This window comes from Pseudomonas sp. (assembly GCF_040514055.1).
GTDB lineage: Bacteria > Pseudomonadota > Gammaproteobacteria > Pseudomonadales > Pseudomonadaceae > Aquipseudomonas.
The window spans coordinates 44,655-67,180 of the sequence record NZ_JBEVDL010000036.1 but is presented as its reverse complement, the minus strand read 5'-3'; the positions used below and the strand labels follow the sequence as shown (position 1 = coordinate 67,180).

The following is a 22,526-nucleotide window of genomic DNA, read 5'->3' as shown; positions in this document are numbered from 1 at the left end:
GTCGACCGGACCCTCCAGGCAGCGGATCGACCGTCACCAGGGGCGGCGCAAGCCCTCCACGTTTCTACCTTCAGTTAATGCGTTGCCGATGCCGGTCCGCGGTGGGGCAAGGTTCCAGTCGAGTGCCCAGGAGGCCTGCATGTCCATTCGTTCCCTGATTGTCGCGGGGCTCTTGCTTGCCCTCTGCCCGCCGGCCGGGGCCCAGGTCTATCAATGGCGGGACGCCGACGGCAAGCTGCACTTCACCGACACCCCGCCACCGGAAAGCCAGAAAGTCGAGGCGCGACGCCTGCAGGTGAATTCGATGGAGGCCTTGAAGACCGCCGAACCTGAGCCGGCTACCGCTGCGCCAGGGGCAGAGGCCGGCGAGAGCGCAGTGCCCGAGAGGCCGCTGGATGCCGCTCAATTGCAGAAAAAAGCCGAGAGGCAATGTGCGGGGGTGATAAAGCGCATGCCGGATTTGCTGGTCGAGCTTAAGGGGTTTGGCCGCACCGCGGTCAAGGAAGGTCGCATCAGCGACGAGAAATACCGCAAGAACATGGACCAGCTGAAGGAGCACCACCTGGACATCAAGCGTCATCCGGAGCGCTGTGAGCGGGATTACCTCACGGATCCCAAGGCCCAGCCAATCATCGATTGCATGGCGGACAGCAAGGATGCGATGGCCCTGGCCTTTTGCATGAACTTTCCTAACTGAGTACCAGGCCCTGCACCGCAAGGGCCTGGCGCGAACTCAAGGCCTGAGACGGTCCAGTGCCTGTTGCAGGTTCGTCCGCGCCTGGGCTTCCCAGCGCTGCGCCAGCGTTGGGCTCTGATACAGGTGCGGCATCGCCAGCAGGTGTTGCAATAGCCGAGCGCGCCCTGTCCGAAACAGCGACTCTTCCACCCAGGCGTATTCGGCGCGAATGGCCTGCTCGTACGCGGCATAGTGCTCCGCTGCGCTGGCAAGGATGCTGAGGTCGAGGTCAACCACCAGGGCGGCATCAGGATCGTCCGGCGGTTGTCGATGGCAGGTGGCGAGGATCATCTCACCCACCTTCGTCGCGTGGTGTTGTAAACCCGCCTGCTCCAGCCAGCTGGTGGTCAGCTCGGCACTGGCGGCTTCGTTGTCCTGGCGCCGGGTGTCGTAGACCAGGTCGTGCGTCCACAGCGCCAGTTCCACCCGTGCCGGGGCGAGCGCGAGGTGCTGCCAGCGGTCAAAATGGGCCAGACAGGCCTCGATATGCGACCCGTTATGGTAGAACCGCTGGGGTTCGTCATAGGCCACGCGTAACTGCCGGTAGCTTCCGTCCGGGGCGCTGCCGCCCAGTGCCTGCCAGAGTCTCTGCCAGCGTTCCTCGGTCAAGCGAGTCTCGGTCAGTGGGACGGACATGGGGGCCTCATGGAAGGTCCGGTGGTAGAGCCGGGGTTGGGGGGCAGCCTAAGGACTTTTCCGCAGCGGATGCAAGTGCGCCTCAAGGGTCATTCGGCTCCAGAGCCGCTGGCTGGCCAGCACCAGCCAGCAAGCCAGAATAAAAGGCGCGGTCAGGGCCGGCAGGCCCAAGGCGATAAACCCCGGCTGCAGGATGCAGCTCAGTACCGCGCCGCACAGGGCCGGCAGGGGCGTGCGCTGCCGACCCAGCGCCAGGGCTGCCAGGGCCGGGTTATAGCCCGCCAGGCCGGCCAGGACCGCGGGTGTGCTGCCTTCCTGCCAGAGGCCGAACAGCAGGCCTCCGCTGGCGCCGCACAATGCCCAGCCGGCCAGGCGCGCGTTCGCCCACAGCAGGCCCAGCCACAGGCACAGGCCGGCGCCGAACGAGTCCAGAAAGACCACCTGGGCCAGGCTGCGAAAGGGTGCCGCCACCAGGTTCAGGCCATTGAATGGCAGGGTCACGGGCAGCTCGCCGGGCCGCGGGGACAACCCCAGCGGGGTGCCCAGCGCCAACAGCGACCAGCCGATCGTGACAAAGGGCCAGGTGTAGGCCGGTAGCGCGGCCGGGCCTGCACGGCGCCGCAGCGTCGGGCGCAACAGCAGGCCGGAGAACGCCGCGCCGGCGACTATGGCCAGCCCCAGCAACGGCGTCCAGGTGAAGCTCAGGCCCAGCAGCAGGCCCAGCAACAGGCCGTTGTAGCCGTACACGCCGGTGTCGATCGCCGCGCGACGGCAGTCCAGCAAGCGTGCCGTCAATCCGCTGGCTAGCGTACCCAGCAGTGCCGCGCCGAGCAGGCCCGGGCCACCCCAGGCCAGGGCCAGCAGCACCAGCAGACCGCAGCCGGCGTGGCCCTGGAGAAAGACTTGGCCGGCACCGCGCAGCAGGGGGATGGCCAGTGGGCCGAGGCGGGGGGCGAGTGGAAGGCGGGAGGGCATGCGGGCAAGGCTCGGTTAAACGGCGTGACAGGGAGCGTGATTGGCGACCTGTGCACGCCTCGTGCGGGCCTGGGAGCTGCTTGCGCAACTGCTGCGTCCGACCGCGTCATGGCGATGGCGTCGCTTAGCCCGTTCTGCACCCGGGCCACAGGCGCGGGTTGCACCCGCCCTACGGAGCGCCTCGCTGCTGTTGATCTTCGTTGGCCAGGGGCCTTGCCCGCCGCGTGGCAGGGCGGTCAGGGCAAGGTCTCGATGCGCAGCATATTGGTGCTGCCCGGCTGGCCGAAGGGCACCCCGGCGGTGATCAACAGGGTGTCGCCGCGCTGGGCCAAGCCCTGAGCCTGGGCGATTTCCACGGCCGTGCTGGTGATCTCCTCGACCTTGTTCAGCCGCGCATTGACCACCGAGTGCACGCCCCAGGCCACCGTCAGTCGGCGTGCGGTGTGCAGGTTCGGTGTCAGGCTGAGAATCGCTGCCCTGGGCCGCTCACGGGAGGCGCGCAGGCTGGAGCTGCCGGACTCGCTGTAGTTGACCAGCACCGCCACCGGCAAGATGGTGGCGATACGACGGATCGCGCAACTGATGGCATCGGAGGCGGTGGCCTCGGGACGGGGCTGGCCCACGTCGAGCTGGGCCTGGAAGTCCGCGCCGCTCTCCACCTGGCGGATGATCTTGCTCATCATGCTGACGGCCTCCAGCGGATAGTCCCCGGAGGCGGTTTCCGCTGACAGCATCAGCGCGTCGGCACCCTCGGCGACGGCGTTGGCCACGTCCGTCACCTCGGCACGGGTCGGGGCCGGGGAAAAGCGCATGGACTCGAGCATCTGTGTGGCCACCACCACCGGTTTACCGAGTTGGCGACAGGTCCGGATAATGGCTTTTTGAATGGCCGGGACGTTTTCCGCCGGGACTTCCACGCCCAGGTCGCCACGGGCAACCATGATCGCGTCGGCCAGTTGCGCAATGGCTTCCAACTGTTCGACCGCCGAGGGTTTCTCGATCTTGGCCATGATAAAGGCACGCTCGCCGATCAGCGCACGGGCCTCGATCAGGTCCTGGGGACGCTGGACGAAGGACAACGCCACCCAGTCCACCCCCAACTGCAGGCCGAAGTCCAGGTCGCGGCGGTCCTTGGCGGTCAGTGGGCTGAGTTCCAGCAGCGCCTCCGGCACGTTGACGCCCTTGCGGTCCGACAGCTCACCGCCGGCCAGTACACGGGTGTCGATGGCGTCGGCATGTTTGGCGGTGACCTGCAGGCGTAGCTTGCCGTCGTCCAGCAGCAGGTTCATGCCCGGCTGCAGTGCGGCGATGATTTCCGGATGGGGCAAGTTGGCACGTCGTGTATCGCCCGGGCTCGAGTCGAGGTCCAGGCGGAAGGCCTGGCCGCGTTGCAGTTCGACCTTGCCGGTGGCGAAGCGGCCGACCCGCAGTTTCGGGCCTTGCAGGTCCATCAGGATGCCGATCGGGTAATCCAGCTGGCGCTCGACCTCACGCACCCAGTGGAAACGTTCGGCGTGGTCGGCGTGCTCGCCGTGGCTGAAATTCAGGCGGAACAGATTGACCCCGGCCTCGACCAGCTGACGGACGTCGTCGAGGCCCTGGATGGCCGGGCCCAAGGTGGCAAGGATCTTCACTTTCTTGTCAGGCGTCATGGTGGGAGCTCTCAAGGGGGCTGCTTTCAAGGATGAGAATGGCGCGGAAATCGTTGACATTGGTGCGGGTCGGGCCGCTGATGATCAGGTCGCCCAGGGCGGCGAAGTAGCCGTAACCGTCGTTGTCGTCCAACGCGTCACGGGCGTTCAAGCCCAACTGGGCCGCGCGGGCATAACTGTCGGGGCGCATCAGGGCCCCGGCGTTGTCTTCCGAGCCGTCGATGCCGTCGGTGTCGCCGGCCAGCGCATACACGCCCGGCAAGCCCTTGAGGCTTTCGGTCAGGCTCAGCAGGAACTCGGCGTTGCGTCCACCACGGCCCTGGCCGCGCAGGGTGACGGTGGTTTCGCCGCCGGAGAGGATCACGCAGGGCGGCTTGAGCGGCTGGCCGTGCTGGACGATCTGCCGGGCGATGCCGGCGTGGACTTTCGCCACCTCGCGGGATTCACCTTCCAGGTCGCCGAGGATCAGCGTCGAAAAACCGGCCGCCTCGGCGCGGGCGGCGGCGGCGACCAGGGACTGCTGCGGCGTGGCGATCAACTGGAAGTGACTGCGCGCCAGGCAGGGGTCGCCAGGTTTGACGGTTTCCGAACGCGGATCCTGCAGCCAGGCGCGCACGGCGGCGGGCACCTCGATGGCGTAACGGGCCAGGATCGCCAGGGCCTCTGCCGAAGTGGTCGGGTCGGCGACCGAGGGGCCTGAGGCGATCACCGTCGCCTCGTCGCCCGGTACATCGGAAATCGCGTAGGTATGCAAGGTGGCCGGCCAGCAGGCCTTGGCCAGGCGGCCGCCCTTGATCGCCGACAGGTGCTTGCGCACGCAGTTCATCTCGCCGATGGTCGCGCCGGACCTGAGCAGCGCCTTGTTGACCGCCTGCTTGTCCGCCAGGCTGATGCCCTCGGCTGGCAGGGCGAGCAGGGCCGAGCCGCCGCCGGATAGCAGCAGGATCACCCGGTCGCTTTCCTGGAGGTGACTGACCAGGGCCAGTACGCGCTGGGCCACGGCCAGCCCGGCGGCATCGGGTACCGGGTGCGCAGCCTCGACCACCTCGATGGCGCTGCAGCGGGCACCGTGTCCGTAGCGGGTCACCACCAGGCCGCTGATCTCGCCCTGCCAGTGGTCTTCGATGACCTCGGCCATGGCGGCGGCGGCCTTGCCGGCGCCAATCACGATGACCCGGCCGCTGCGGTCGGTGGGCAGGTGGTCGGCCAGCACCTGGCGGGGATGGGCGGCGTCAATGGCGCTGGCGAACAGCTCACGTAGCAGGTTTTGCGGATCGATGGGCATGGCGATCTCTCTGGTTCGGGTGGCAAGGTGGATCAACCTCGATTCTAGTGCGCAGCGTCCGCCGGGCAGGCGCTGCGCACTGGAATCGAGCGACCCGGCAGGCAGGCCGTGACACCGCCCAGCGGGAGCTCGAAAGGGGCTTGCCTCGGAACGCCGGAGCGTCCCTCATGGCGTTGCCAGGGCATGCCTGGCAACGATCGGCAAGGTTACTCGGGGCGGATGGAGAAGTTCGCCATATGCTCCAGGCCCTTGATCAGCGCCGAGTGATCCCAGTTGGCCCCGCCCAGGGCCGCGCAGGTGCTGAACAGCTGTTGTGCATTGGCGGTGTTGGGCAGGTTCAGGCCCAGCTCGCGGGCGCCGGCCAGGGCCAGGTTGAGGTCCTTTTGATGCAGGCTGATGCGAAAGCCCGGGTCGAAGGTGCCCTTGACCATGCGTTCGCCGTGCACTTCGAGGATCTTCGAGCCGGCGAAGCCGCCCATCAGCGCCTCGCGCACCTTCGCCGGGTCGGCACCGTTCCTGGCGGCGAACAGCAGGGCCTCGGCCACCGCCTGGATATTCAGGGCGACGATGATCTGGTTGGCCACCTTGGCGGTCTGGCCATCGCCATTGCCACCGACCCGGGTGATGTTCTTGCCCATGGCCTGGAACAGTGGCAGGGCGCGTTCGAAGGCTTTTTCACAGCCGCCGACCATGATGCTCAGGGTGGCGCCCTTGGCACCCACTTCACCGCCGGACACCGGGGCATCCAGGTAACCCGCGCCGGTGGCCTTGATCTTCTCGGCGAAGACCTTGGTGGCGGTCGGCGAGATCGAGCTCATGTCGATCACCAGTTTGCCGGCGCCCAGGCCCAGGGCCACGCCGTCGGCACGGAACAGCACGTCTTCGACTTGGGGCGTATCGGGCACCATGATGATGATGAATTCGGCCTCCTGAGCCACTTCGCGTGGATTGGCCAAGCCGATGCCGTGCTCACCGAGCAGCTCGGCCGGGGCTTTTTCGAAGTGCTCGGAGAAGAACAGGGTGTGACCGGCGTTCTGCAGGTGCTGCGCCATGGGCTTGCCCATGATGCCAGTGCCGATAAATCCGATTTTAGCCATGCGATACCCCTTAATGGGCGTTGTGGGTTTTCAACCAGCCGAGGCCGGCAGTGGTGGTGGTGGCCGGCTTGTATTCACAGCCAACCCAGCCCTGGTAGCCAATGCGGTCCAGGTGCTCGAAGAGAAAGCGGTAATTGATCTCGCCAGTGCCCGGCTCGTGGCGCCCGGGGTTGTCGGCCAGCTGCACGTGACGGATGACCGCCCGCTGCTCGGCCAGGGTCCGTGCCAAGTCACCTTCCATGATCTGCATGTGGTAGAGGTCGTATTGCAAGTACAGGTTGGCGCTGCCGACCCGCTCGCGAATCGCCAGCGCCTGGGCGGTGGTGCTCAGGTAAAAATCGGGAATGTCGCGGGTGTTGATCATTTCCATCAGCAGCGTGATGCCGGCGGCCTGCAAGCGCTCGGCGGCATATTTCAGGTTGTCGACCAGGGTGCGCTCGAGCGTGGCGCTGGCCACCCCTGGCGGACGGATGCCGGCCAGGCAATTGACCTGGGTATTGCCCAGGATCTTGGCGTAGGCGATGGCTTGGTCGACCCCGGCGCGGAACTCCTCGACCCGCTCCGGGTGACAGGCGATGCCACGTTCGCCTTGGGCCCAGTCGCCGGCCGGCAGGTTAAACAGCACCTGGGTCAGCTGGTTGGCGTTCAGGCGCGCGCGGATTTCCTGGGGGTCGAAGTCATAGGGAAACAGGTACTCGACACCGCTGAAACCGGCATCGGCGGCGGCGGCGAAGCGATCCATAAAGTCCAACTCGGTGAACAGCATGGACAGGTTGGCGGCAAAGCGGGGCATGGCGTGCTCCTGGTGGTGCGCAGCCGGATCCGCGTCGGACCGATAAGGTGCCGGGCGCATCCGCAGCAAAAGGTTGCGGTCAGTCCAGCAGTGAAATCGCGGTCGGTGCGTCGCGGCTGGTCAGCGCCAGGTCCTCGAACTCGTTGATCGCGTTGATCTCGGTGCCCATGGAGATATTGGTCACCCGCTCCAGGATGATTTCCACCATCACCGGCACGCGGTACTGCTGCATCAGCTCCTTGGCCTGGATCAGTGCGGGGCGGATCTGCTCGGGTTCGAAGACCCGGATCGCCTTGCAGCCCAGGCCTTCGACCACCGCGACATGGTCGACGCCGTAGCCGTTCAGCTCCGGGGCGTTGATATTGTCGAAGGCCAGCTGCACGCAGTAGTCCATCTCGAAGCCGCGCTGGGACTGACGGATCAGTCCTAGGTAGGAATTGTTCACCACCACATGGATATAGGGCAGGTTGAACTGGGCGCCGACCGCCAGCTCCTCGATCATAAACTGGAAGTCGTAGTCGCCGGACAAGGCCACTACCTTGCGGGTCGGGTCGGCCTTGACCACGCCCAGGGCCGCCGGAATGGTCCAGCCGAGCGGGCCGGCCTGGCCGCAGTTGATCCAGTGACGGGGGTGGTAGACGTGCAGGAACTGCGCGCCGGCGATCTGCGACAGGCCGATAGTGCTGACGTAGCAGGTGTCCTTGCCGAACACCTCGTTCATGTCCTGGTACACGCGCTGGGGCTTGACCGGCACGTTGTCGAACTGGGTCTTGCGCTGCAGGCTGCGCTTGCGTTGTTGGCAGTCGGCCTGCCAGGCGCTGCGGTCCTTCAGCCTGCCGGCGGCCTTCCATTCGCGGGCGACGCTGAGGAACATCTGCAGCGCGGCGCGTGCGTCGGACACGATGCCCAGGTCGGGGTTGAACACCCGACCGATCTGGGTCGGTTCGATGTCGACATGGATAAAGGTGCGGCCCTCGGTGTAGACCTCGACCGAGCCGGTGTGGCGGTTGGCCCAGCGGTTGCCGATGCCGAACACCAGGTCCGAAGCCAGCAGGGTGGCGTTGCCATAGCGATGCGAAGTCTGCAGACCGACCATGCCGGCCATCAACGGATGATCGTCGGGGATGCAGCCCCAGCCCATCAACGTCGGGATCACCGGCACGCCGGTCAGCTCGGCGAATTCCACCAGCTCGGCGCTGGCGTCGGCATTGAAGATGCCACCGCCAGCCACCAGCAAGGGACGTTCGGCGGCATTGAGCAGCGCCAGGGCTTTTTCCGCCTGAATCCTGGTCGCGGCCGGCTTGGCCAACGGCAACGGCTCGTAGGCGTCGATATCGAATTCGATCTCGGCCATCTGCACGTCGAACGGCAGGTCGATCAGCACGGGGCCGGGGCGGCCGCTGCGCATCTCGTAAAAAGCTTTCTGAAAGGCCCGTGGCACCTGCCCAGGCTCCATCACTGTGGTCGCCCACTTGGTCACCGGCTTGACGATGCTGGTGATGTCGACCGCCTGGAAATCTTCCTTGTGCAGGCGAGCCCGGGGCGCCTGGCCGGTGATGCAGAGAATCGGAATGGAATCGGCGCTGGCTGAATACAGGCCGGTGACCATATCGGTGCCGGCGGGGCCGGACGTGCCGATGCACACGCCGATATTGCCGGCCTGGGTGCGGGTATAGCCCTCGGCCATATGCGAGGCGCCTTCGACATGACGGGCCAGGACGTGGTCGATACCGCCGACCTTTTTCAAGGCGGCGTAGAGGGGGTTGATGGCGGCGCCGGGGATGCCAAACGCGGTGTCGACGCCTTCGCGGCGCATCACCAGCACCGCAGCCTCGATTGCTCTCATTCTGGCCATTTTGTTGTGCCTCTTTTGTTCTGAAATTGTATACAAAAAAACTGTTGGCGATTCTATTCATTCCTTGACCTGTGGGTCAATATTTATATTGGTCGGACGCTTGATCGCTGCAGTGCCCGTATAGTGGCCGTTTTTGGCGGGCTTCTGACGGATGGTCAGGAAGGTTGTGAGTGTTTTTGTATACAAAAAATACATTTATTGTTCTTTTGTGTTGAGTGTTGCGCGCCCTTGGTGGGATAGTGGGGTGGCACCTGGAAGGCCTTTCTGTCGTACGACAGTGCTAAAAGGCCGCACTCCTCAGTCTTCACCCACAGAAGGGCTGGACCATGAATCTGTTAACCCTGCATATGGCGACCCAAATCGCCACCCAGGCGCTGGCCGCGGGTCGGGCCGTCGGCGCGGCGCCGCTCACCGTCGCGGTGCTGGATGCTGGCGGGCACCTGATCAGCCTGCAACGTGAGGACGGCGCCAGCCTGCTGCGTCCGCAAATCGCGGTGGCCAAAGCCTGGGGCGCGATGGCACTGGGCAAGGCCTCGCGGCTGATCGCCGAAGACGCCCGGCAGCGCCCGAGCTTCATTGCCGCGGTCAATACCCTGGCCCAGGGCAACCTGGTTCCGGCACCGGGCGGCGTACTGATCCGCGACCGGGACAATCGGTTGCTCGGCGCCATCGGTATCACCGGGGACAGCTCGGACATTGACGAGCAGTGTGCGATCAAGGGCGTGTTGGCGGCGGGTTTGCAGGCGGATGCGGGGTGATGGCGAGCACGCCTGCGCTGGTGGCGAAACCCTCGCCGCTGCGCGCTTGCGGCAGCCCCTGATACCGCGGCGGGCATAAAAAAGGCCCATCGAGCGATGGGCCTTTTTTGTACGTCGCAGATTACCGAGCCTGGATCCTTACTGCAGATTGGCGGCGATCAGTAGATTCAGTTGGTCACGTTGATTGCCGCCCAGTGTGGTCTCGGCGGCAGCGGGCACGCCGAAGGCCGCCATGGCATCCACCAGATGCTGCAACTGTCCGTCCAGGTGAGCCGTCTGCGCCGATGCGCCGGCCGGTAGCCGCGCCTTGATGGCCGTGACGTCCCACAGGGTGCTGTCGGCAAACTGCAGCAGTTGCACCGGGTTGTAGCGGCCGGAAGTGTCCTCCTTGAAGAAACCGTCGATGGTGACGGTGTCAGCGGTGCCGGCAATGCTCACTTGCAGCGCGGTGATGCCACCGAAGGTGGCGTCGGCGACCTGCTTGAAGCTCACCTCGCTGGAGGCCACGCCTGCCTTGAACTGCAGCACTCCGGAGTGGTTGTCACTGCCTTCCGGAAAACGCAGGATCTGGTCCTGGCCGTCACCCTTGCCGAACAGGAAACGGTCGTTACCGGCACTGCCGATCAGGCGGTCGTTGCCCGCACCGCCCTCCAGCAGATCATCGCCGCTGCCCCCGTTGAGCAGGTCTTCACCACTGCCGCCGAGCAAGGTGTCGTTGCCGGCGCCACCGTACAGCTGGTCGTTGCCGCCCTTGCCATCGAGCAGGTCGTTGCCGTTGCCGCCGTTCAGGCTGTCGTTGCCGGCCGTGCCGCCGCCCAGCTGGGCCTTGATCGCGGCGACGTCCCACAGGGTGCTGTCGGCGAACTGCAGCAGCTGCACCGGGTTGTAGCGGCCAGAGGTGTCCTCCCTGAAAAAACCGTCAATGGTGACGGTGTCGCGGGTCCCGACGATGCTCACTTGCAGCGCGGTGGTGCCGCCAAACGTGGCGTCGGCGACCTGTTTGAAGCGCACTTCGCTGGTGGCCACGCCATCCTTGAATTGCAGTATGCCAAAACGGCTGTCATTGCCCTCCGGCAGGCGCAGGATGCGGTCCTGGCCATCGCCTTTGCCGAACAGGAAACGGTCGGTACCGGCACTGCTGATCAGTAGATCGTTACCGGCACCGCCGTCCAGGCGGTCGTCGCCACTGCCGCCGTTGAGCAGGTCATGGCCGCGGCCGCCGAGCAGGGTGTCGTTGCCGGCGCCGCCGTACAACTGGTCGTTGCCGCCCTTGCCGTCGAGCAGGTCGTCGCCTGCGCCGCCGGTTAACGTGTCGTTACCCGCGCCGCCGCTGCGGCGGACCCGCGAACGGCTGCCTGCCGAACCTGCGGGGGCTGTGACTGTCGCGGTATCCGTGCCAGTCAATCCATCAGCCTTGTTGTTCACCTTCATTGAGAACTCCTAGAGGATATAAAACCGCAATGCGCGGCATCGGGTACTACCTTGCGGGTCGCCGATCCAGTCCGTTAATGAAGTGTTTGCGGCGATCATTACTTGGCTGTTCTTTTATATGATCCATTTCCGCTGAACGGGCTGGTCAAGGCGGGGCACTATTCAAACACGCTGACTTTAGTTGGCGTTTGCGCGCGCTATTAGCCGGGCTGTATCCGCGGCGCAGCGCTCAGGTTCGGATGGTGACCGCGTGTCCAGGTCCTGGCCTTGGGGCACCGTGCGCTAAGCCGCTGCCTTTCAAGGGCACGGATTGCAGGCTGGGCGCAGGCCGGCAGCGGTGGTAGGCGCGGCGTGTATCACGGCCGGTGAGTTGCAAGTAGTAAAGGGGGTGGACAATAAGTGGTAGGTTGTTTACATAATTTACACTGGGCGCTGCAGGCGGGTCTTGAAGTGTTGCAAGTGCCCGGATCGATATACTTGCCAGTGTGTCCCTGTTCGCTTTTTCGCGCTGTCAGCCGCGCTGGCCGAACAGCGCAGATTTCGGGTTCAATCGACTTTGATGATCAACTTTCCGGAGTTGCCGCCGTTGAACAGCTTCAGCAGCGTCTCCGGGAAGGTCTGCAGCCCTTCGATCACATCTTCCTTGCTTTTCAATTGGCCGGCGGCCAGCCAGGCAGCCATGTCCTGGGCGGCTTCGGCAAAGCGCGGGGCGTAGGTCATCACCACCATGCCTTCCATGCGGGCGCTGTTGACCAGCAAGGTCAGGTAGTTGGCGGGGCCCTTGACCGCCTGTTTGTTGTTGTACTGGCTGATCGCGCCACAGATGACCACCCGCGCCCTGAAATTGATGCGGGTCAGCACGGCGTCGAGGATATCGCCGCCCACGTTGTCGAAGAACACATCGACGCCTTTGGGGCAGGTCCGTTTGAGACCGGCATGCAAGTCCTCGTTTTTATAGTCGATGGCCGCGTCGAAGCCCAGCTCGTCGACCAGCAACGCGCATTTCTCGGCGCCGCCGGCGATACCGACCACCCGGCAACCCTTGAGCTTGGCGATCTGCCCGGCAATGCTGCCAACCGCGCCGGCCGCGGCGGAGATCACCACGGTTTCACCGGCCTTGGGGGCGCCCACGTCGAGCAGCGCAAAGTAGGCCGTCATGCCGGTCATGCCCAGGGCCGACAGGTACAGCGGCAGGGGCGCGCGGCGGGGATCGACCTTGTAGAACCCCTTGGGTGCGCCCAGGAAATAATCCTGCACGCCGAGGGCGCCGTTGACATGCTCACCCACGGCAAAATCCGGGTGATTGGAGGCGACCACCTGGCCCACCCCAAGGGCGCGCATCACCTCACCGAGGCCGACCGGTGGAATATAGGATTTGGCGTCGTTCATCCAGCCGCGCATGGCCGGGTCCAGTGACAGGTAGAGGTTGCGCACCAGCACCTGACCCGGACCGGGTTCGCCAACGACGCTTTCCACATAACTGAAGGTCTCGCGGCTGGGCAGGCCCACCGGGCGTTGGGCGAGCAGGAACTGGCGATTGCGCGTGGTCATGGCAGGTACTCCTGGGAACTGAATCCCGAGGTTTAGCCCCGGCTGTCCAGTCGGGCAAGCAGAACCCGGGGGGCGAATAGGGTTTTATCCAGGAGAGTGATGGTAGGTCGGGTGTCTTCATTATTTTTTTGGATAAGGCTTCAACCGGGGTTGTGATAGTGCTGCCGTAAGGTCGCCGGGCTGACTAGACTGCCGGCGGTTCCCCTTTCATCGCCATTGTTTCGAGGATGCACAGCATGAGCATGACCTTCTCCGGCCAGGTTGCCCTGGTGACTGGCGGTTCCGCCGGTATCGGCCGCGCTACGGCGCTGGCATTCGCGGCCGAGGGCCTCAAAGTGGTGGTGTCCGACCTGGATGGTGAGGGCGGCGAAACCACGGTGCGGCTGATTCGCGAGGCGGGCGGTGAGGCCACCTTCGTGCGCTGCGATGTCACCCGCGAGGCCGAGGTCAAGGCGTTGCTGGAGCGTACCGTCAGCGCCTATGGTCGGCTGGACTACGCCTTCAATAACGCCGGCATCGAGATCGAGCAAGGCAAGCTGGCTGACGGCAGCGAGGCTGAGTTCGACGCCATCATGGGCGTCAATGTCAAAGGGGTCTGGCTGTGCATGAAGCATCAGATTCCGCTGATGCTGGCCCAAGGTGGCGGCGCCATCGTCAATACCGCCTCGGTGGCCGGCCTGGGGGCCGCGCCGAAGATGAGCATCTACAGCGCCTCGAAACACGCCGTGATCGGCCTGACCAAGTCGGCCGCGGTGGAATACGCGCGCAAGAAAGTCCGTGTCAACGCGGTCTGTCCGGCGGTGATCGACACCGACATGTTCCGTCGCGCCTATGAAGCGGACCCGAAAAAGGCCGAGTTCGCCGCCGCCATGCACCCGGTCGGGCGTATCGGTCGGGTCGAGGAAATCGCCAGCGCGGTGCTCTACCTGTGCTGCGATGGGGCCGGCTTTACCACCGGCCATGCGCTCGCCGTGGACGGTGGGGCCACCGCGATCTAGGTCCTGTAGACATTAACCCTTGCGAGGTGCGTTGCCGCGAAAAGGGTGTCAGGCAAGGCGCGAAACGCAGGCAAGGGTCATTCCCTTGCGCAGTTTCGCGACGCGGCAGGGGCACTTATTTGCGCAACCCGCAGGGCCGTGCGGGTAGTGTCACAGGCCCTAGGGGGCACGACGGCACCGGCACATTGGCGCGAATAGCCAGTGACAAGGTGCTCGCCGCTGGTCAAGAATCGACGCCATTGCCGTTGGAGTGCCAGTCGATGACCGCCAGCCCCCTGCTGACCGCTTTTCTGCCCATGGCCCTGGGCATCATCATGCTCGGCCTGGGATTGTCCCTGACCCTGGCGGATTTTGCCCGGGTCCTGAAATTTCCCCGTCCGGTACTGATCGGCCTGGCGTGCCAGGTACTGCTGCTGCCGGCCCTGTGTTTCCTGATCGCCAAGGGCTTCGCCCTGGCCCCGGCACTGGCGGTCGGTTTGATGCTGTTGGCCGCCTCGCCCGGCGGCACCTCGGCCAACCTCTACAGTCATCTGGCTCACGGCGATGTGGCCTTGAATATCAGCCTGACGGCGGTGAACTCGGTGATCGCGGTGCTGACCCTGCCGCTGATCGTCAACCTGTCGATGCTGCACTTCATGGCGGCCGACCAGGCCTTGCCCTTGCAGTTCGGCAAGGTGCTGCAGGTGTTCGCCATTGTCCTGGGGCCGGTGGCCATTGGCATGTGGGTACGTTCGCGCTTTCCGGGATTCGCCGCGCGCATGGACAAGCCGGTGAAGATCGGTTCGGCGCTGTTTCTCTTACTGGTGGTGGTGCTGGCGTTCGTCAAGGACTGGCAGACGGTGGTGGAGTTCGCTCCAGTGGTGGGGCTGGCGGCCCTGACGTTCAACCTGATCAGCCTGGGCGTCGGCTATTGCGTGCCGCGCCTGCTCAAGTTGCCACTGCGCCAGGCGGTGGCCATCGGCATGGAGATCGGCATCCACAATGGCACCCTGGCGATTGCCCTGGCGCTGAGCCCCATGTTGCTGAACAACTCGACCATGGCCATTCCCGCGGCCATCTACAGCCTGATCATGTTCTTCACCGCTGGCCTGTTTGGCTGGTGGGTCAATTGGGTTCATGGGAAAGAGTTGTCCCAACCACTAGACTGAGTTTGCTGGCCGGCCGGAACTGAAAAAAAGCGCCTTCAGGGCGTTTTTTTACGGCCGATAAAAAGGGGAGTCGCCGTCGATGACATTAAAATGATATTAGTGTCCTGAAAGCGACTTCGGCATAGCCATTTACCCACAAAGCCCAGTGCTGGGCTTGTGCCGGCACCCGGCTCGGGGCAAGGCTGCGGGTATTCGAGCGCCAGCAGTGGCGAGCGCATTTTACGGGGGGATTCATCGTCATGATGTCGGCCTTGCAACGCAGTCTTGCCAATATCGGCATGGCGAAGAAACTGGGCATCGGCTTCGGCCTGGTGCTGGTGCTGACCGGGGTCGTGGCCGGCATGGGCTTGATGTCCCTGCAGGCCATCGATCGGCGTTTCGAAGGGCTTAAACAGATGTCCTCGGTCAACAGCGCGGTGCTGCGGGCGCGCCTGCTCGAACAGAGTTTCTCCCTGACGGGCGACGCCAAGACGGCCGAGGCATTACGCAAGGACCTCGAGGCGATCCTGTTGTTGACCGCGGAGCTGAAAGCGCGCTCGGCGGACAATCAGCTGGCCATGGATGAAGTGGACCAGGCCTTGGCCGCCTATCGCAGCTCGTTCGATCAGTTCGTCGAACTGGCGCTGGCCAAGGACCTGGCGCTGGAACTGGCCAACTGGTCGGTGGAAAGTGTGGCCAACAACCTCAACCTGTTGCAGGCCGGTCTGGCCGACGACGGCACCTATGAGCTGAAGGATTCCCAGGGCCAGGTGGGCGCGGCGTTCGTCGAGCAGGCCAATGAGGTCAGCCAGGTGTCGCGGCTGATGCTGCAGGCGATGAACGAGGCGCATATTCGCCTCAACAAGAGCCGCAAGGGACCGGCGGAAGAGGGCGCCACCAGCAAGATCCTGCAAGCCGAGGAGGCGCTGGCGCTGGCGGAAAAACTCAAGGCGTCGGTCACCGACGCCGGTTACCGCACGGTGCTGGGCGAGGTCAGCACCCATATCACCAACTTCACCGGCAAGCTGGCCGAATACATCGACCTGCTCGGTCGGGAGCAGCAGGTCTATGCCCAGATGCGCGCGCATGCCGAGCAGGTGGTGCAGCGTGTCGACCAGGCCTATGAGGAACAGGACGCGGCGATGCAGCGCGAGCTCAAGGCTAACTCGGCGTTGATTCTCGGCTCCTCGGTGTTGGCCCTGCTGGTCGGTCTGGCGGCGTCGGTGCTGATCACCCGGGTCATAGTCGGCCCACTGAAAACCGTAATACGGGTGGCCAATCGCATTGCCGACGGCGACCTCAGCGGCAAGATCCAGGTGCGCGGCAGCGACGAAATAGGCCAGCTGATGAGTGCCATGCAGCAGATGTCGGCGGGGCTCAGTGGCATGGTCAGTGGCCTGCAGGCGGGCATCGATCAGATCGCCTCCTCGGCGCGCTCGCTGTCCACGGTGACCGAGCAGACCAACGCCGAGGTCAGTAACCAGAAGGAGGAAACCGAGCAGGTCGCCACCGCGATGAACCAGATGACGGCCACCGTGCATGACGTGGCGCGCAACGCCGAGGAGGCGGCGCTGGCCGCCGAGACGGCGGATACCAAGGTCGCCAATGGCCAGGCCGTGGTGCGCCAGACGCTGGCGCGGATCGAGCAACTGTCGGCGTCCTCGGGTACCGCCAGCCAGAGCATCCAGAGCCTGAGTCAGGAAATCCAGAACATCGGCAGCGTCTTGAGCGTGATCAAAAGCGTGGCCGAGCAGACCAATCTATTGGCGCTCAACGCCGCCATCGAGGCGGCCCGGGCCGGCGATCAGGGCCGCGGCTTCGCCGTGGTGGCCGATGAGGTGCGTGCACTGGCCAAGCGGACCCAGCAGTCCACGGCCGAAATCGAACGGCTGGTGGGAGCCTTGCAGCTGGGCGCGCAGACCTCGGTGGCGCAGATCCAGAGCAGTGGCGAGTTGGTCAAGTTGACGGTCAGCGACGCGTTGGAAACCGAGAGCGCCCTGGGCAGCATCGCCGCCGCCGTTTCGGTGATCCACCAGATGAACCAGCAGATCGCCGCGGCCGCCGAACAGCAGAGTTCGGTGGCCGAGGAGATCAACCGCAGCGTGACCAATATTCGCAGCAGCGCCGATCAATCGTCCCTGGCCATGGAAGGCACGGCGGCCTCCAGCGTCGAACTGGCGTCCCTGAGCCATGAGCTGCAGGGCATGGTTGGGCACTTCAAACTGTAGACCCCGGCGGCGGGTCACCGAGGGGGCCGTCAGGCGCGCGTGCGGGCGTTCAGAATCAGGAGCGTCACCACGCCGGCGACCAACCCCCAGAACGCCGAGCCGATGGAAAACAGGCTAAAGCCGGAGGCGGTGACCATAAAGGTGATCAACGCCGCTTCGCGCTCCTGGGGCACTTGCATGGCCTGAGTCAGGCCATTGATCAGTGAACCGAACAGCGCCAGCGCCGCGATCGACAGCACCAGTTCCTTGGGCAAGGCGGCGAACAGCGCAGCCAGGGTCGCGCCGAAAATGCCGGCCACCCCGTAGAAAATGCCGCACCAGACCGCCGCCGTATAGCGCTTATCCGGGTTTTCATGGGCGTGCGAGCCGGTGCAGATGGCCGCGCTGATCGCCGCCAGGTTAACGCCGTGGCCGCCGAACGGTGCAATCAGCAGCGAGGCGATACCGGTCACCGATATCAAGGGGGACGCCGCCACGCCGTAGCCGTCGGCACGCAGCACGGCCATGCCAGGCATGTTCTGCGAAGTCATGGCCACCACGAACAGCGGAATACCGATGCTGATGGTCGCCGCCAGGGAGAAACTCGGGGTGGTCCACAGCGGCCTGGCCAGCTCCAGGCTGAACGCGCTGAAATCCAGCAAGCCGAGCAGGCCCGACAGCGCGGTGCCGACCAGCAGCGCAGCGAGTACGGCATAACGCGGCAACAGGCGTTTGACCACCAGGTAGGTGAGGAACATCCCCAGCACCAAGCCAGTGCGGTGCTGGGCCGCCAGAAAAATCTCGCTGCCGATCTTGAACAGGATGCCGGCGAGCAAGGCGGCGGCCAGGGAGGCGGGCAGGCGCCTGACCAGGCGCTCGAAACTGCCGGTCAGGCCGCAGACCGTGACCAGCAGGGCGCAGGTGAGGTAAGCGCCGATCGCCTCGGCGTAACTCACCCCGGCCAGGCTGGTGATCAGCAGCGCCGCCCCCGGCGTCGACCAGGCCACGGTAATGGGGGTGCGGTAGCGCAGGGACAGGCCAATGCTGCACACCGCCATGCCGATCGACAGCGCCCAGATCCAGGAGGAGATCTGCCCGTTGCTAAGGCCGGCGGCTTGCCCGGCCTGGAACATCAATACCAGCGAGCTGGTGTAACCGGTGAGCATGGCGATAAAGCCAGCAACCACCGCCGAAGGTGAACTGTCGCGCAGCCAGCCCAAGGGCAGGGTCGGGCGTGCAAACCCGCTGGTGGCGGGGGGCAGGTCGTGCATCTCAGACTCCGAACTCGGTCAGTATGGGGTACAGCGAAGCCACCAGCAGCAGGGCCATGCCGACATTGAATATACGCAGCCGGCGCGGATCGTTCAGCCAGGTGCGCAGCAAACTGCCAGCGACGGTCCACAGTCCGACGCTGGGGCAATTCACCAGGGCGAACAGCGCGGCGATCACCACGACATTGGTCAGGAAATTTTCCTGGGGCGTATAGGTGGTGATGGCGCCGATGGCCATGACCCAGGCCTTGGGGTTGACCCACTGAAAGGCGGCTGCCTGGAGAAAGGTGAAGGGTTTGGCCTGCGGGTCACCTTCGGTTTGCAGGGCTCCGGCGCGGGCGATTTTCCAGGCCAGGTACAGTAAATAGGTGGCGCCCAAATAGCGCAGCACGGTGTAGAGCTCAGGCAGGCGTTCGAACAGCTGACCGAGGCCCAGGCCGACGGCCACCACCAGCAGCATAAACCCCAGGCTGATTCCCAGCATATGCGGCAAGCTGCGGCGCACGCCGAAGTTCACCCCCGAGGCCAGTAGCATCATATTGTTCGGCCCGGGCGTGACCGAAGTGACGAAGGCAAAGGCGATAAAGGCAACCAACAGTTCCGGGTTCATCTCGGTCTCTCCAGCGGGAGCCACCAGACTAAGGGTGGGCGTCGTCCGCGTCTCGATACAGCGGCCGGCCTGATGGACCGTACAGTGCGCGGCGTGAATGCGAGCGGAGCACAGAGTGGCGCGGGGTCCAGGCCCCTCACGGCGACATGGCGGCTGCAGCTGTAGCGTCTTGGGGTACAGCGCCTGACGCAATGGGCCGTACAGTGGGCGGGCGAGCAGGCACGCGTGGCAAAAAATGTGCACGGGTTGGGGTCCGTGCCGCCGAAAAGCCGCAGCCCGTGAACCCCGTTCCGCCCGGGCGTCCGCTGCCATGGACGGCAGTGTGCGCGCTGGTAAACTGCGCGGCGCCTGGTTAGTGTTCGCCCTTGACTGCCCCCCGCAAAAGGAATTTGCCATGGAATCGCATCCCTACGTCGCCCCTCGGGGCAATCTGGTCGACCCTCCCGAGATTCCGCCACTGGCCCGGTGGAGTGCCCGGCGATTGTTCCTGCTCACGGCGCTGAGCCTGTTGTCGGTACTGGGTACGTTGGTTTCCTTTCTCGTCAGCCTGTCGCTGGATGAACGCCTACTCGTCCTGCAGCCGTACCTGGACGCGCTTGGCATGACGCTGGTGCTGTTGGGTGCTTTCCTGCTGGTGCGCGTCAAGGATTTCGCCCGTGACCGTTTCGCCGCGAGGCACTTGGCCGTTCCGGTCTGGTGTGCCGTGCTGGCTTCGGTGCTGATGGGCGCCATCAGTTTTTCCATCGGTCAGGAGGCACTCAGCCACCTGGGCTGGCAAAGCGTCTTCTACCTGGCCCTGTTGGTGCTGACGGGCGCGGTGACGCTCTGGCTGGGCCTGTGCCTGCGCAAGGTCCGCCAGGCCTACCGGGCGTTCAGGATCATGGCCTGGCTGGACATAGTCGGCGGCGCCTGCATGGCCTCTATCCTGCTGCTGGTGGCCGCGGTACTGCCCTTGTTCGGTGCCAGCGTGGCGATGATGTGGGTGTTTCTGCAGGGGGCCCTGGAGCAGCGGGCCTTGCGGCATTCACCTGGCAGCGGGCGATCAGTCTGACGCCAAGGGCGAATGACGGGTGCTGCCCAGCGCCTGGTTGACCTGCAGCCAGCCGCTCACCGCGTTTTCCCCGGCTTCGTCGAACACCCGTTGCAGCAAGCGGGCCTGCTCGCGGCGCAAGGCCAGTTCCAGCCGGGCGCCCTCGGCGGTAAAGCGCAACAGACGCTTACGCTTGTCGTCGGCCGCGGTCAGGCTCTGCACCAGGTGCATTTGCAGCAATTGACGCAGCGGCGTACTGAGCGCCTGCTTGCTCACCCCCAGCGCGGCCAGCAGTTGCTTGACGCTCAGGTCCGGATAACGGGCGATGAAAAACAGGATGCGGTGGTGCACCCGGCTCAGGCCGCGACGGGCCAGCATTTCGTCGGCCTTGGCGGTAAACGCCTGGTAACCGAAAAAGAACGCCTCCATGGCGGCCTGCTGAGTGGTCGAGTTTTTAAGGTCAAGCATATTGACGTATCTGGCCGGGGTGTCGTAGTTTCGGTCAATCAGTTTGACCCAAGGTGGGTACAGCGTAAATGACCGCTGTGCCGTGGTTGTGCCAACCGGTCTTGTTTATTCTCCCTTAGCCGCCGGTGACCCGCATGGCCTTCTCCGAACGTATCAGCCGTCTGAAAAGCTCCTTGATTCGCGAAATCCTCGCCGCCGCCCAGCGTCCGGAGGTCATGTCCTTCGCCGGTGGCCTGCCGGCCGAGGCAATGTTGCCGAGGGTGGAGTGGGCCGATATGCCAGTGGGGTTGGGCCAATACGGCACGAGCGAGGGTGAACCCGAGCTGCGCGAGGCGATCGCCGCCGAGGCCCGCGCGTTGGGGATTGCCTGCGAAGCGTCGCAAGTGTTGATTGTCAGTGGTTCACAGCAGACCCTGGATCTGGCCAGCAAGCTGTTTATCGATCCGGGCACCGAGGTGCTGGTGGAAGCGCCGACCTACCTGGCCGCCCTGCAGGCCTTTCAGCTGTTCGGCGCCGAGTGTCTGGCCGTGCCGCAGGAGGCCGACGGTCCGGAACTGACCGCGCTGCGTCAGCGCCTGGAGCAGCACAAGCCGGCCTTCGCCTACCTGATTCCCACGTTCCAGAACCCCTCGGCTGTGCGGTACAGCGAAGCCAAGCGGGATGCCGTGGCCGCCCTGCTGGACGAGTTCAACGTCACGCTGATCGAAGACGAGCCCTACCGTGAACTGGTGTTCGACGACGGCAGCGCCACGCCCATCGTCAGCCGCCTGAAAACCGCCAGCTGGATTTACACCGGCACCGTGTCCAAGACCCTGCTGCCGGGCCTGCGGGTGGGGTTCCTGATCGCCACCCCGGACCTGTTCGTGCACCTGCTGCGCCTGAAACAGTCGGCTGACCTGCACACCAACCGGATCGGCCAGTGGCAGGCGCTGCAGTGGATCGGCACCCGCCACTACCGCGAGCATATGGCCGAACTGCGGGATTTTTACCGGGTGCGCCGGGATGCCATGCAGCGCGCCTTGCTCGAACACTTTTCCGAGTTGGCCGACTGGGAAATTCCCCAGGGCGGCCTGTTCTTCTGGTTGACCCTCAAGTGCCCGCTGGACACCCGTACCCTGCTCAAGCCGGCGTTGGAACAGAACGTGGCCTTTATGCCAGGCGAGCCGTTTTTCATCGATCCCGAGCAGAACCCGGGTTACCTGCGGCTCAATTTCAGTCATATTGCCCCCGAGCGCCTGGGCGAGGGCCTGCAGCGCCTGGCCCAGGTTGTGCGTCAGGCCCACAGCGCCGCGGCGGCCTAAGAGGAGTTCGTCATGTACAAGGTCTACGGTGACTACCACTCGGGCAACTGTTACAAGGTCAAATTAATGCTGCACTTGCTGGGGCTGGAGTCCAAGTGGGTGGCCGTGGATATCCTCAAGGGCGAAACCCAGACCGCGGATTTTCTGGCGATGAACCCCAACGGCAAGATCCCGGTGCTGCAGTTCGAGGATGGCAGCTGCCTCTGGGAATCCAACGCCATCCTGAATTTTCTCGCTGATGGCAGCGCCTACCTGCCGAGCGAGCCGCGCCTGCGCACCCAGGTGCTGCAGTGGCAGTTCTTCGAGCAGTACAGCCATGAACCCTATGTGGCGGTGGCGCGGGTTATCCAGCGCTTCCAGGGCATGCCGGCGGCGCGTCTGGAGGAGTACCAGGTCTGCCAGGTGCGCGGGCATAAGGCACTCAAGGTCATGGAGCAGCAGCTGCAACGCACGCCCTATCTGGTCGGCGAGCATTATTCGATCGCCGATATCGCGCTCTATGCCTATACCCATGTCGCCGACGAAGGCGGCTTCGATCTCACCGCCTACCCGGCCGTGCGCGCCTGGTTGGCGCGGGTCGCTGGCCACCCAGGGCATGTCGGCATGCTCGACTGACGGCGCCGGGAGGAGTATTTCCGTCGGGAGGCGCTGCATTCGCGGCCGCCTTGACTAGCCTGAAGAGACCGGCGTGACGCTGCGGTCCGTTTTCCAGGACCGCGGGAGCGAAGGCAGTACGCCGTTACTC

The 22,526-nt window shown here is 64.7% G+C and carries 20 protein-coding genes and 1 pseudogene; 9 read left to right on the top strand and 12 right to left on the bottom strand.

The window, feature by feature from the left end; all coding sequences use genetic code 11:
- Nucleotides 1–139: 139 nt before the first annotated feature.
- Nucleotides 140–697, top strand: a complete 558-nt coding sequence (locus tag ABWY06_RS09015) for a DUF4124 domain-containing protein (protein WP_353925234.1) — start codon at nucleotides 140–142, stop codon at nucleotides 695–697.
- A gap of 36 nt (nucleotides 698–733) precedes the next feature.
- Here the strand turns inward: ABWY06_RS09015 and ABWY06_RS09010 are convergent, their stop codons facing one another.
- The 7 genes from ABWY06_RS09010 to gcl form a co-directional block, all read right to left on the bottom strand.
- Nucleotides 734–1,372, bottom strand: coding sequence for an HD domain-containing protein (locus tag ABWY06_RS09010; RefSeq protein WP_353925233.1), 639 nt, complete (start codon nucleotides 1,370–1,372; stop codon nucleotides 734–736).
- Between the two features lie 48 nt (nucleotides 1,373–1,420).
- Nucleotides 1,421–2,347, bottom strand: a complete 927-nt coding sequence (locus tag ABWY06_RS09005; RefSeq protein ID WP_353925232.1) for an urea transporter — start codon at nucleotides 2,345–2,347, stop codon at nucleotides 1,421–1,423.
- 236 nt (nucleotides 2,348–2,583) lie between these two features.
- Entirely contained in the window at nucleotides 2,584–3,999 is a 1,416-nt protein-coding gene (pyk, locus tag ABWY06_RS09000) for a pyruvate kinase (RefSeq protein WP_353925231.1), read from the bottom strand.
- The gene (locus ABWY06_RS08995; RefSeq protein ID WP_353925230.1) at nucleotides 3,989–5,284 is read right to left on the bottom strand and encodes a glycerate kinase type-2 family protein; all 1,296 of its coding nucleotides are present in this window, start codon (nucleotides 5,282–5,284) and stop codon (nucleotides 3,989–3,991) included. The genes pyk and ABWY06_RS08995 overlap by 11 nt, the downstream gene beginning before the upstream one ends.
- 206 nt (nucleotides 5,285–5,490) lie before the next feature.
- Nucleotides 5,491–6,381, bottom strand: a complete 891-nt coding sequence (locus tag ABWY06_RS08990) for a 2-hydroxy-3-oxopropionate reductase (protein WP_353925229.1) — start codon at nucleotides 6,379–6,381, stop codon at nucleotides 5,491–5,493.
- 10 nt (nucleotides 6,382–6,391) lie between these two features.
- Nucleotides 6,392–7,174: a hydroxypyruvate isomerase gene (gene hyi, locus ABWY06_RS08985; RefSeq protein WP_353925228.1), complete on the bottom strand. Its 783-nt coding sequence runs from the start codon at nucleotides 7,172–7,174 to the stop codon at nucleotides 6,392–6,394.
- A gap of 79 nt (nucleotides 7,175–7,253) precedes the next feature.
- Nucleotides 7,254–9,029 carry a glyoxylate carboligase gene (gene gcl, locus ABWY06_RS08980; protein ID WP_353925227.1) on the bottom strand — a complete coding sequence of 592 codons (1,776 nt, stop codon included), beginning with the start codon at nucleotides 9,027–9,029 and terminating at the stop codon, nucleotides 7,254–7,256.
- A gap of 326 nt (nucleotides 9,030–9,355) precedes the next feature.
- On the opposite strand from gcl, the gene ABWY06_RS08975 reads away from it, so the two are divergent.
- The gene (locus ABWY06_RS08975) at nucleotides 9,356–9,787 is read left to right on the top strand and encodes a GlcG/HbpS family heme-binding protein (protein ID WP_353925226.1); all 432 of its coding nucleotides are present in this window, start codon (nucleotides 9,356–9,358) and stop codon (nucleotides 9,785–9,787) included.
- 138 nt (nucleotides 9,788–9,925) lie between these two features.
- Here the strand turns inward: ABWY06_RS08975 and ABWY06_RS08970 are convergent, their stop codons facing one another.
- Complete coding sequence (locus ABWY06_RS08970) at nucleotides 9,926–11,218, bottom strand: calcium-binding protein (RefSeq protein ID WP_353925225.1); 1,293 nt, start codon at nucleotides 11,216–11,218, stop codon at nucleotides 9,926–9,928.
- Between the two features lie 546 nt (nucleotides 11,219–11,764).
- Nucleotides 11,765–12,769, bottom strand: coding sequence for an NADP-dependent oxidoreductase (locus ABWY06_RS08965; protein ID WP_353925224.1), 1,005 nt, complete (start codon nucleotides 12,767–12,769; stop codon nucleotides 11,765–11,767).
- Nucleotides 12,770–13,005: 236 nt separating this feature from the next.
- Here ABWY06_RS08965 and ABWY06_RS08960 point away from each other — a divergent pair, with 236 nt between their 5' ends.
- The 4 genes and pseudogenes from ABWY06_RS08960 to ABWY06_RS25895 all read left to right on the top strand — a co-directional run bounded on the left by ABWY06_RS08960 (nucleotide 13,006) and on the right by ABWY06_RS25895 (nucleotide 17,122).
- Nucleotides 13,006–13,767 carry an SDR family oxidoreductase gene (locus tag ABWY06_RS08960; RefSeq protein ID WP_353925223.1) on the top strand — a complete coding sequence of 254 codons (762 nt, stop codon included), beginning with the start codon at nucleotides 13,006–13,008 and terminating at the stop codon, nucleotides 13,765–13,767.
- A gap of 260 nt (nucleotides 13,768–14,027) precedes the next feature.
- Nucleotides 14,028–14,915 (top strand): bile acid:sodium symporter family protein, encoded by an 888-nt coding sequence (locus tag ABWY06_RS08955; RefSeq protein WP_353925222.1) that lies wholly within the window; start codon nucleotides 14,028–14,030, stop codon nucleotides 14,913–14,915.
- 239 nt (nucleotides 14,916–15,154) lie between these two features.
- Nucleotides 15,155–16,261 (top strand): annotated as a pseudogene (locus tag ABWY06_RS25900) (HAMP domain-containing protein); the annotation flags it as partial.
- On the top strand, nucleotides 16,241–17,122 hold the full coding sequence (locus tag ABWY06_RS25895; RefSeq protein ID WP_502948177.1) for a methyl-accepting chemotaxis protein: 882 nt from the start codon (nucleotides 16,241–16,243) through the stop codon (nucleotides 17,120–17,122). The pseudogene ABWY06_RS25900 and the gene ABWY06_RS25895, both read left to right, overlap by 21 nt.
- 29 nt (nucleotides 17,123–17,151) lie before the next feature.
- Here ABWY06_RS25895 and ABWY06_RS08945 read toward each other — a convergent pair whose 3' ends face one another.
- Complete coding sequence (locus ABWY06_RS08945; protein ID WP_353925220.1) at nucleotides 17,152–18,372, bottom strand: benzoate/H(+) symporter BenE family transporter; 1,221 nt, start codon at nucleotides 18,370–18,372, stop codon at nucleotides 17,152–17,154.
- Between the two features lies 1 nt (nucleotide 18,373).
- The gene (locus ABWY06_RS08940; RefSeq protein WP_353925219.1) at nucleotides 18,374–18,982 is read right to left on the bottom strand and encodes a LysE family translocator; all 609 of its coding nucleotides are present in this window, start codon (nucleotides 18,980–18,982) and stop codon (nucleotides 18,374–18,376) included.
- Nucleotides 18,983–19,376: 394 nt separating this feature from the next.
- Between ABWY06_RS08940 and ABWY06_RS08935 the strand changes: the two genes are divergently transcribed.
- Nucleotides 19,377–20,033 carry a hypothetical protein gene (locus ABWY06_RS08935; protein ID WP_353925218.1) on the top strand — a complete coding sequence of 219 codons (657 nt, stop codon included), beginning with the start codon at nucleotides 19,377–19,379 and terminating at the stop codon, nucleotides 20,031–20,033.
- Here ABWY06_RS08935 and ABWY06_RS08930 read toward each other — a convergent pair.
- Complete coding sequence (locus ABWY06_RS08930) at nucleotides 20,025–20,480, bottom strand: MarR family winged helix-turn-helix transcriptional regulator (protein WP_353925217.1); 456 nt, start codon at nucleotides 20,478–20,480, stop codon at nucleotides 20,025–20,027. The two genes, ABWY06_RS08935 and ABWY06_RS08930, sit on opposite strands and share 9 nt — an antisense overlap.
- 134 nt (nucleotides 20,481–20,614) lie before the next feature.
- Here ABWY06_RS08930 and ABWY06_RS08925 point away from each other — a divergent pair, with 134 nt between their 5' ends.
- Both ABWY06_RS08925 and ABWY06_RS08920 read left to right on the top strand, forming a co-directional pair.
- Nucleotides 20,615–21,781, top strand: a complete 1,167-nt coding sequence (locus ABWY06_RS08925; protein WP_353925216.1) for an aminotransferase-like domain-containing protein — start codon at nucleotides 20,615–20,617, stop codon at nucleotides 21,779–21,781.
- Between the two features lie 12 nt (nucleotides 21,782–21,793).
- On the top strand, nucleotides 21,794–22,396 hold the full coding sequence (locus ABWY06_RS08920) for a glutathione S-transferase family protein (RefSeq protein WP_353925215.1): 603 nt from the start codon (nucleotides 21,794–21,796) through the stop codon (nucleotides 22,394–22,396).
- Nucleotides 22,397–22,526 lie beyond the last annotated feature (130 nt).

Coding starts and splice junctions, on each gene's coding strand:
- ABWY06_RS09015 (WP_353925234.1), top strand. CDS start 140: ATGTCCATTCGTTCCCTGATTGTCGCGGGGCTCTTGCTTGCCCTCTGC.
- ABWY06_RS09010 (WP_353925233.1), bottom strand. CDS start 1,372: ATGTCCGTCCCACTGACCGAGACTCGCTTGACCGAGGAACGCTGGCAG.
- ABWY06_RS09005 (WP_353925232.1), bottom strand. CDS start 2,347: ATGCCCTCCCGCCTTCCACTCGCCCCCCGCCTCGGCCCACTGGCCATC.
- pyk (WP_353925231.1), bottom strand. CDS start 3,999: ATGACGCCTGACAAGAAAGTGAAGATCCTTGCCACCTTGGGCCCGGCC.
- ABWY06_RS08995 (WP_353925230.1), bottom strand. CDS start 5,284: ATGCCCATCGATCCGCAAAACCTGCTACGTGAGCTGTTCGCCAGCGCC.
- ABWY06_RS08990 (WP_353925229.1), bottom strand. CDS start 6,381: ATGGCTAAAATCGGATTTATCGGCACTGGCATCATGGGCAAGCCCATG.
- hyi (WP_353925228.1), bottom strand. CDS start 7,174: ATGCCCCGCTTTGCCGCCAACCTGTCCATGCTGTTCACCGAGTTGGAC.
- gcl (WP_353925227.1), bottom strand. CDS start 9,029: ATGGCCAGAATGAGAGCAATCGAGGCTGCGGTGCTGGTGATGCGCCGC.
- ABWY06_RS08975 (WP_353925226.1), top strand. CDS start 9,356: ATGAATCTGTTAACCCTGCATATGGCGACCCAAATCGCCACCCAGGCG.
- ABWY06_RS08970 (WP_353925225.1), bottom strand. CDS start 11,218: ATGAAGGTGAACAACAAGGCTGATGGATTGACTGGCACGGATACCGCG.
- ABWY06_RS08965 (WP_353925224.1), bottom strand. CDS start 12,769: ATGACCACGCGCAATCGCCAGTTCCTGCTCGCCCAACGCCCGGTGGGC.
- ABWY06_RS08960 (WP_353925223.1), top strand. CDS start 13,006: ATGAGCATGACCTTCTCCGGCCAGGTTGCCCTGGTGACTGGCGGTTCC.
- ABWY06_RS08955 (WP_353925222.1), top strand. CDS start 14,028: ATGACCGCCAGCCCCCTGCTGACCGCTTTTCTGCCCATGGCCCTGGGC.
- ABWY06_RS25895 (WP_502948177.1), top strand. CDS start 16,241: ATGAGTGCCATGCAGCAGATGTCGGCGGGGCTCAGTGGCATGGTCAGT.
- ABWY06_RS08945 (WP_353925220.1), bottom strand. CDS start 18,372: ATGCACGACCTGCCCCCCGCCACCAGCGGGTTTGCACGCCCGACCCTG.
- ABWY06_RS08940 (WP_353925219.1), bottom strand. CDS start 18,982: ATGAACCCGGAACTGTTGGTTGCCTTTATCGCCTTTGCCTTCGTCACT.
- ABWY06_RS08935 (WP_353925218.1), top strand. CDS start 19,377: ATGGAATCGCATCCCTACGTCGCCCCTCGGGGCAATCTGGTCGACCCT.
- ABWY06_RS08930 (WP_353925217.1), bottom strand. CDS start 20,480: ATGCTTGACCTTAAAAACTCGACCACTCAGCAGGCCGCCATGGAGGCG.
- ABWY06_RS08925 (WP_353925216.1), top strand. CDS start 20,615: ATGGCCTTCTCCGAACGTATCAGCCGTCTGAAAAGCTCCTTGATTCGC.
- ABWY06_RS08920 (WP_353925215.1), top strand. CDS start 21,794: ATGTACAAGGTCTACGGTGACTACCACTCGGGCAACTGTTACAAGGTC.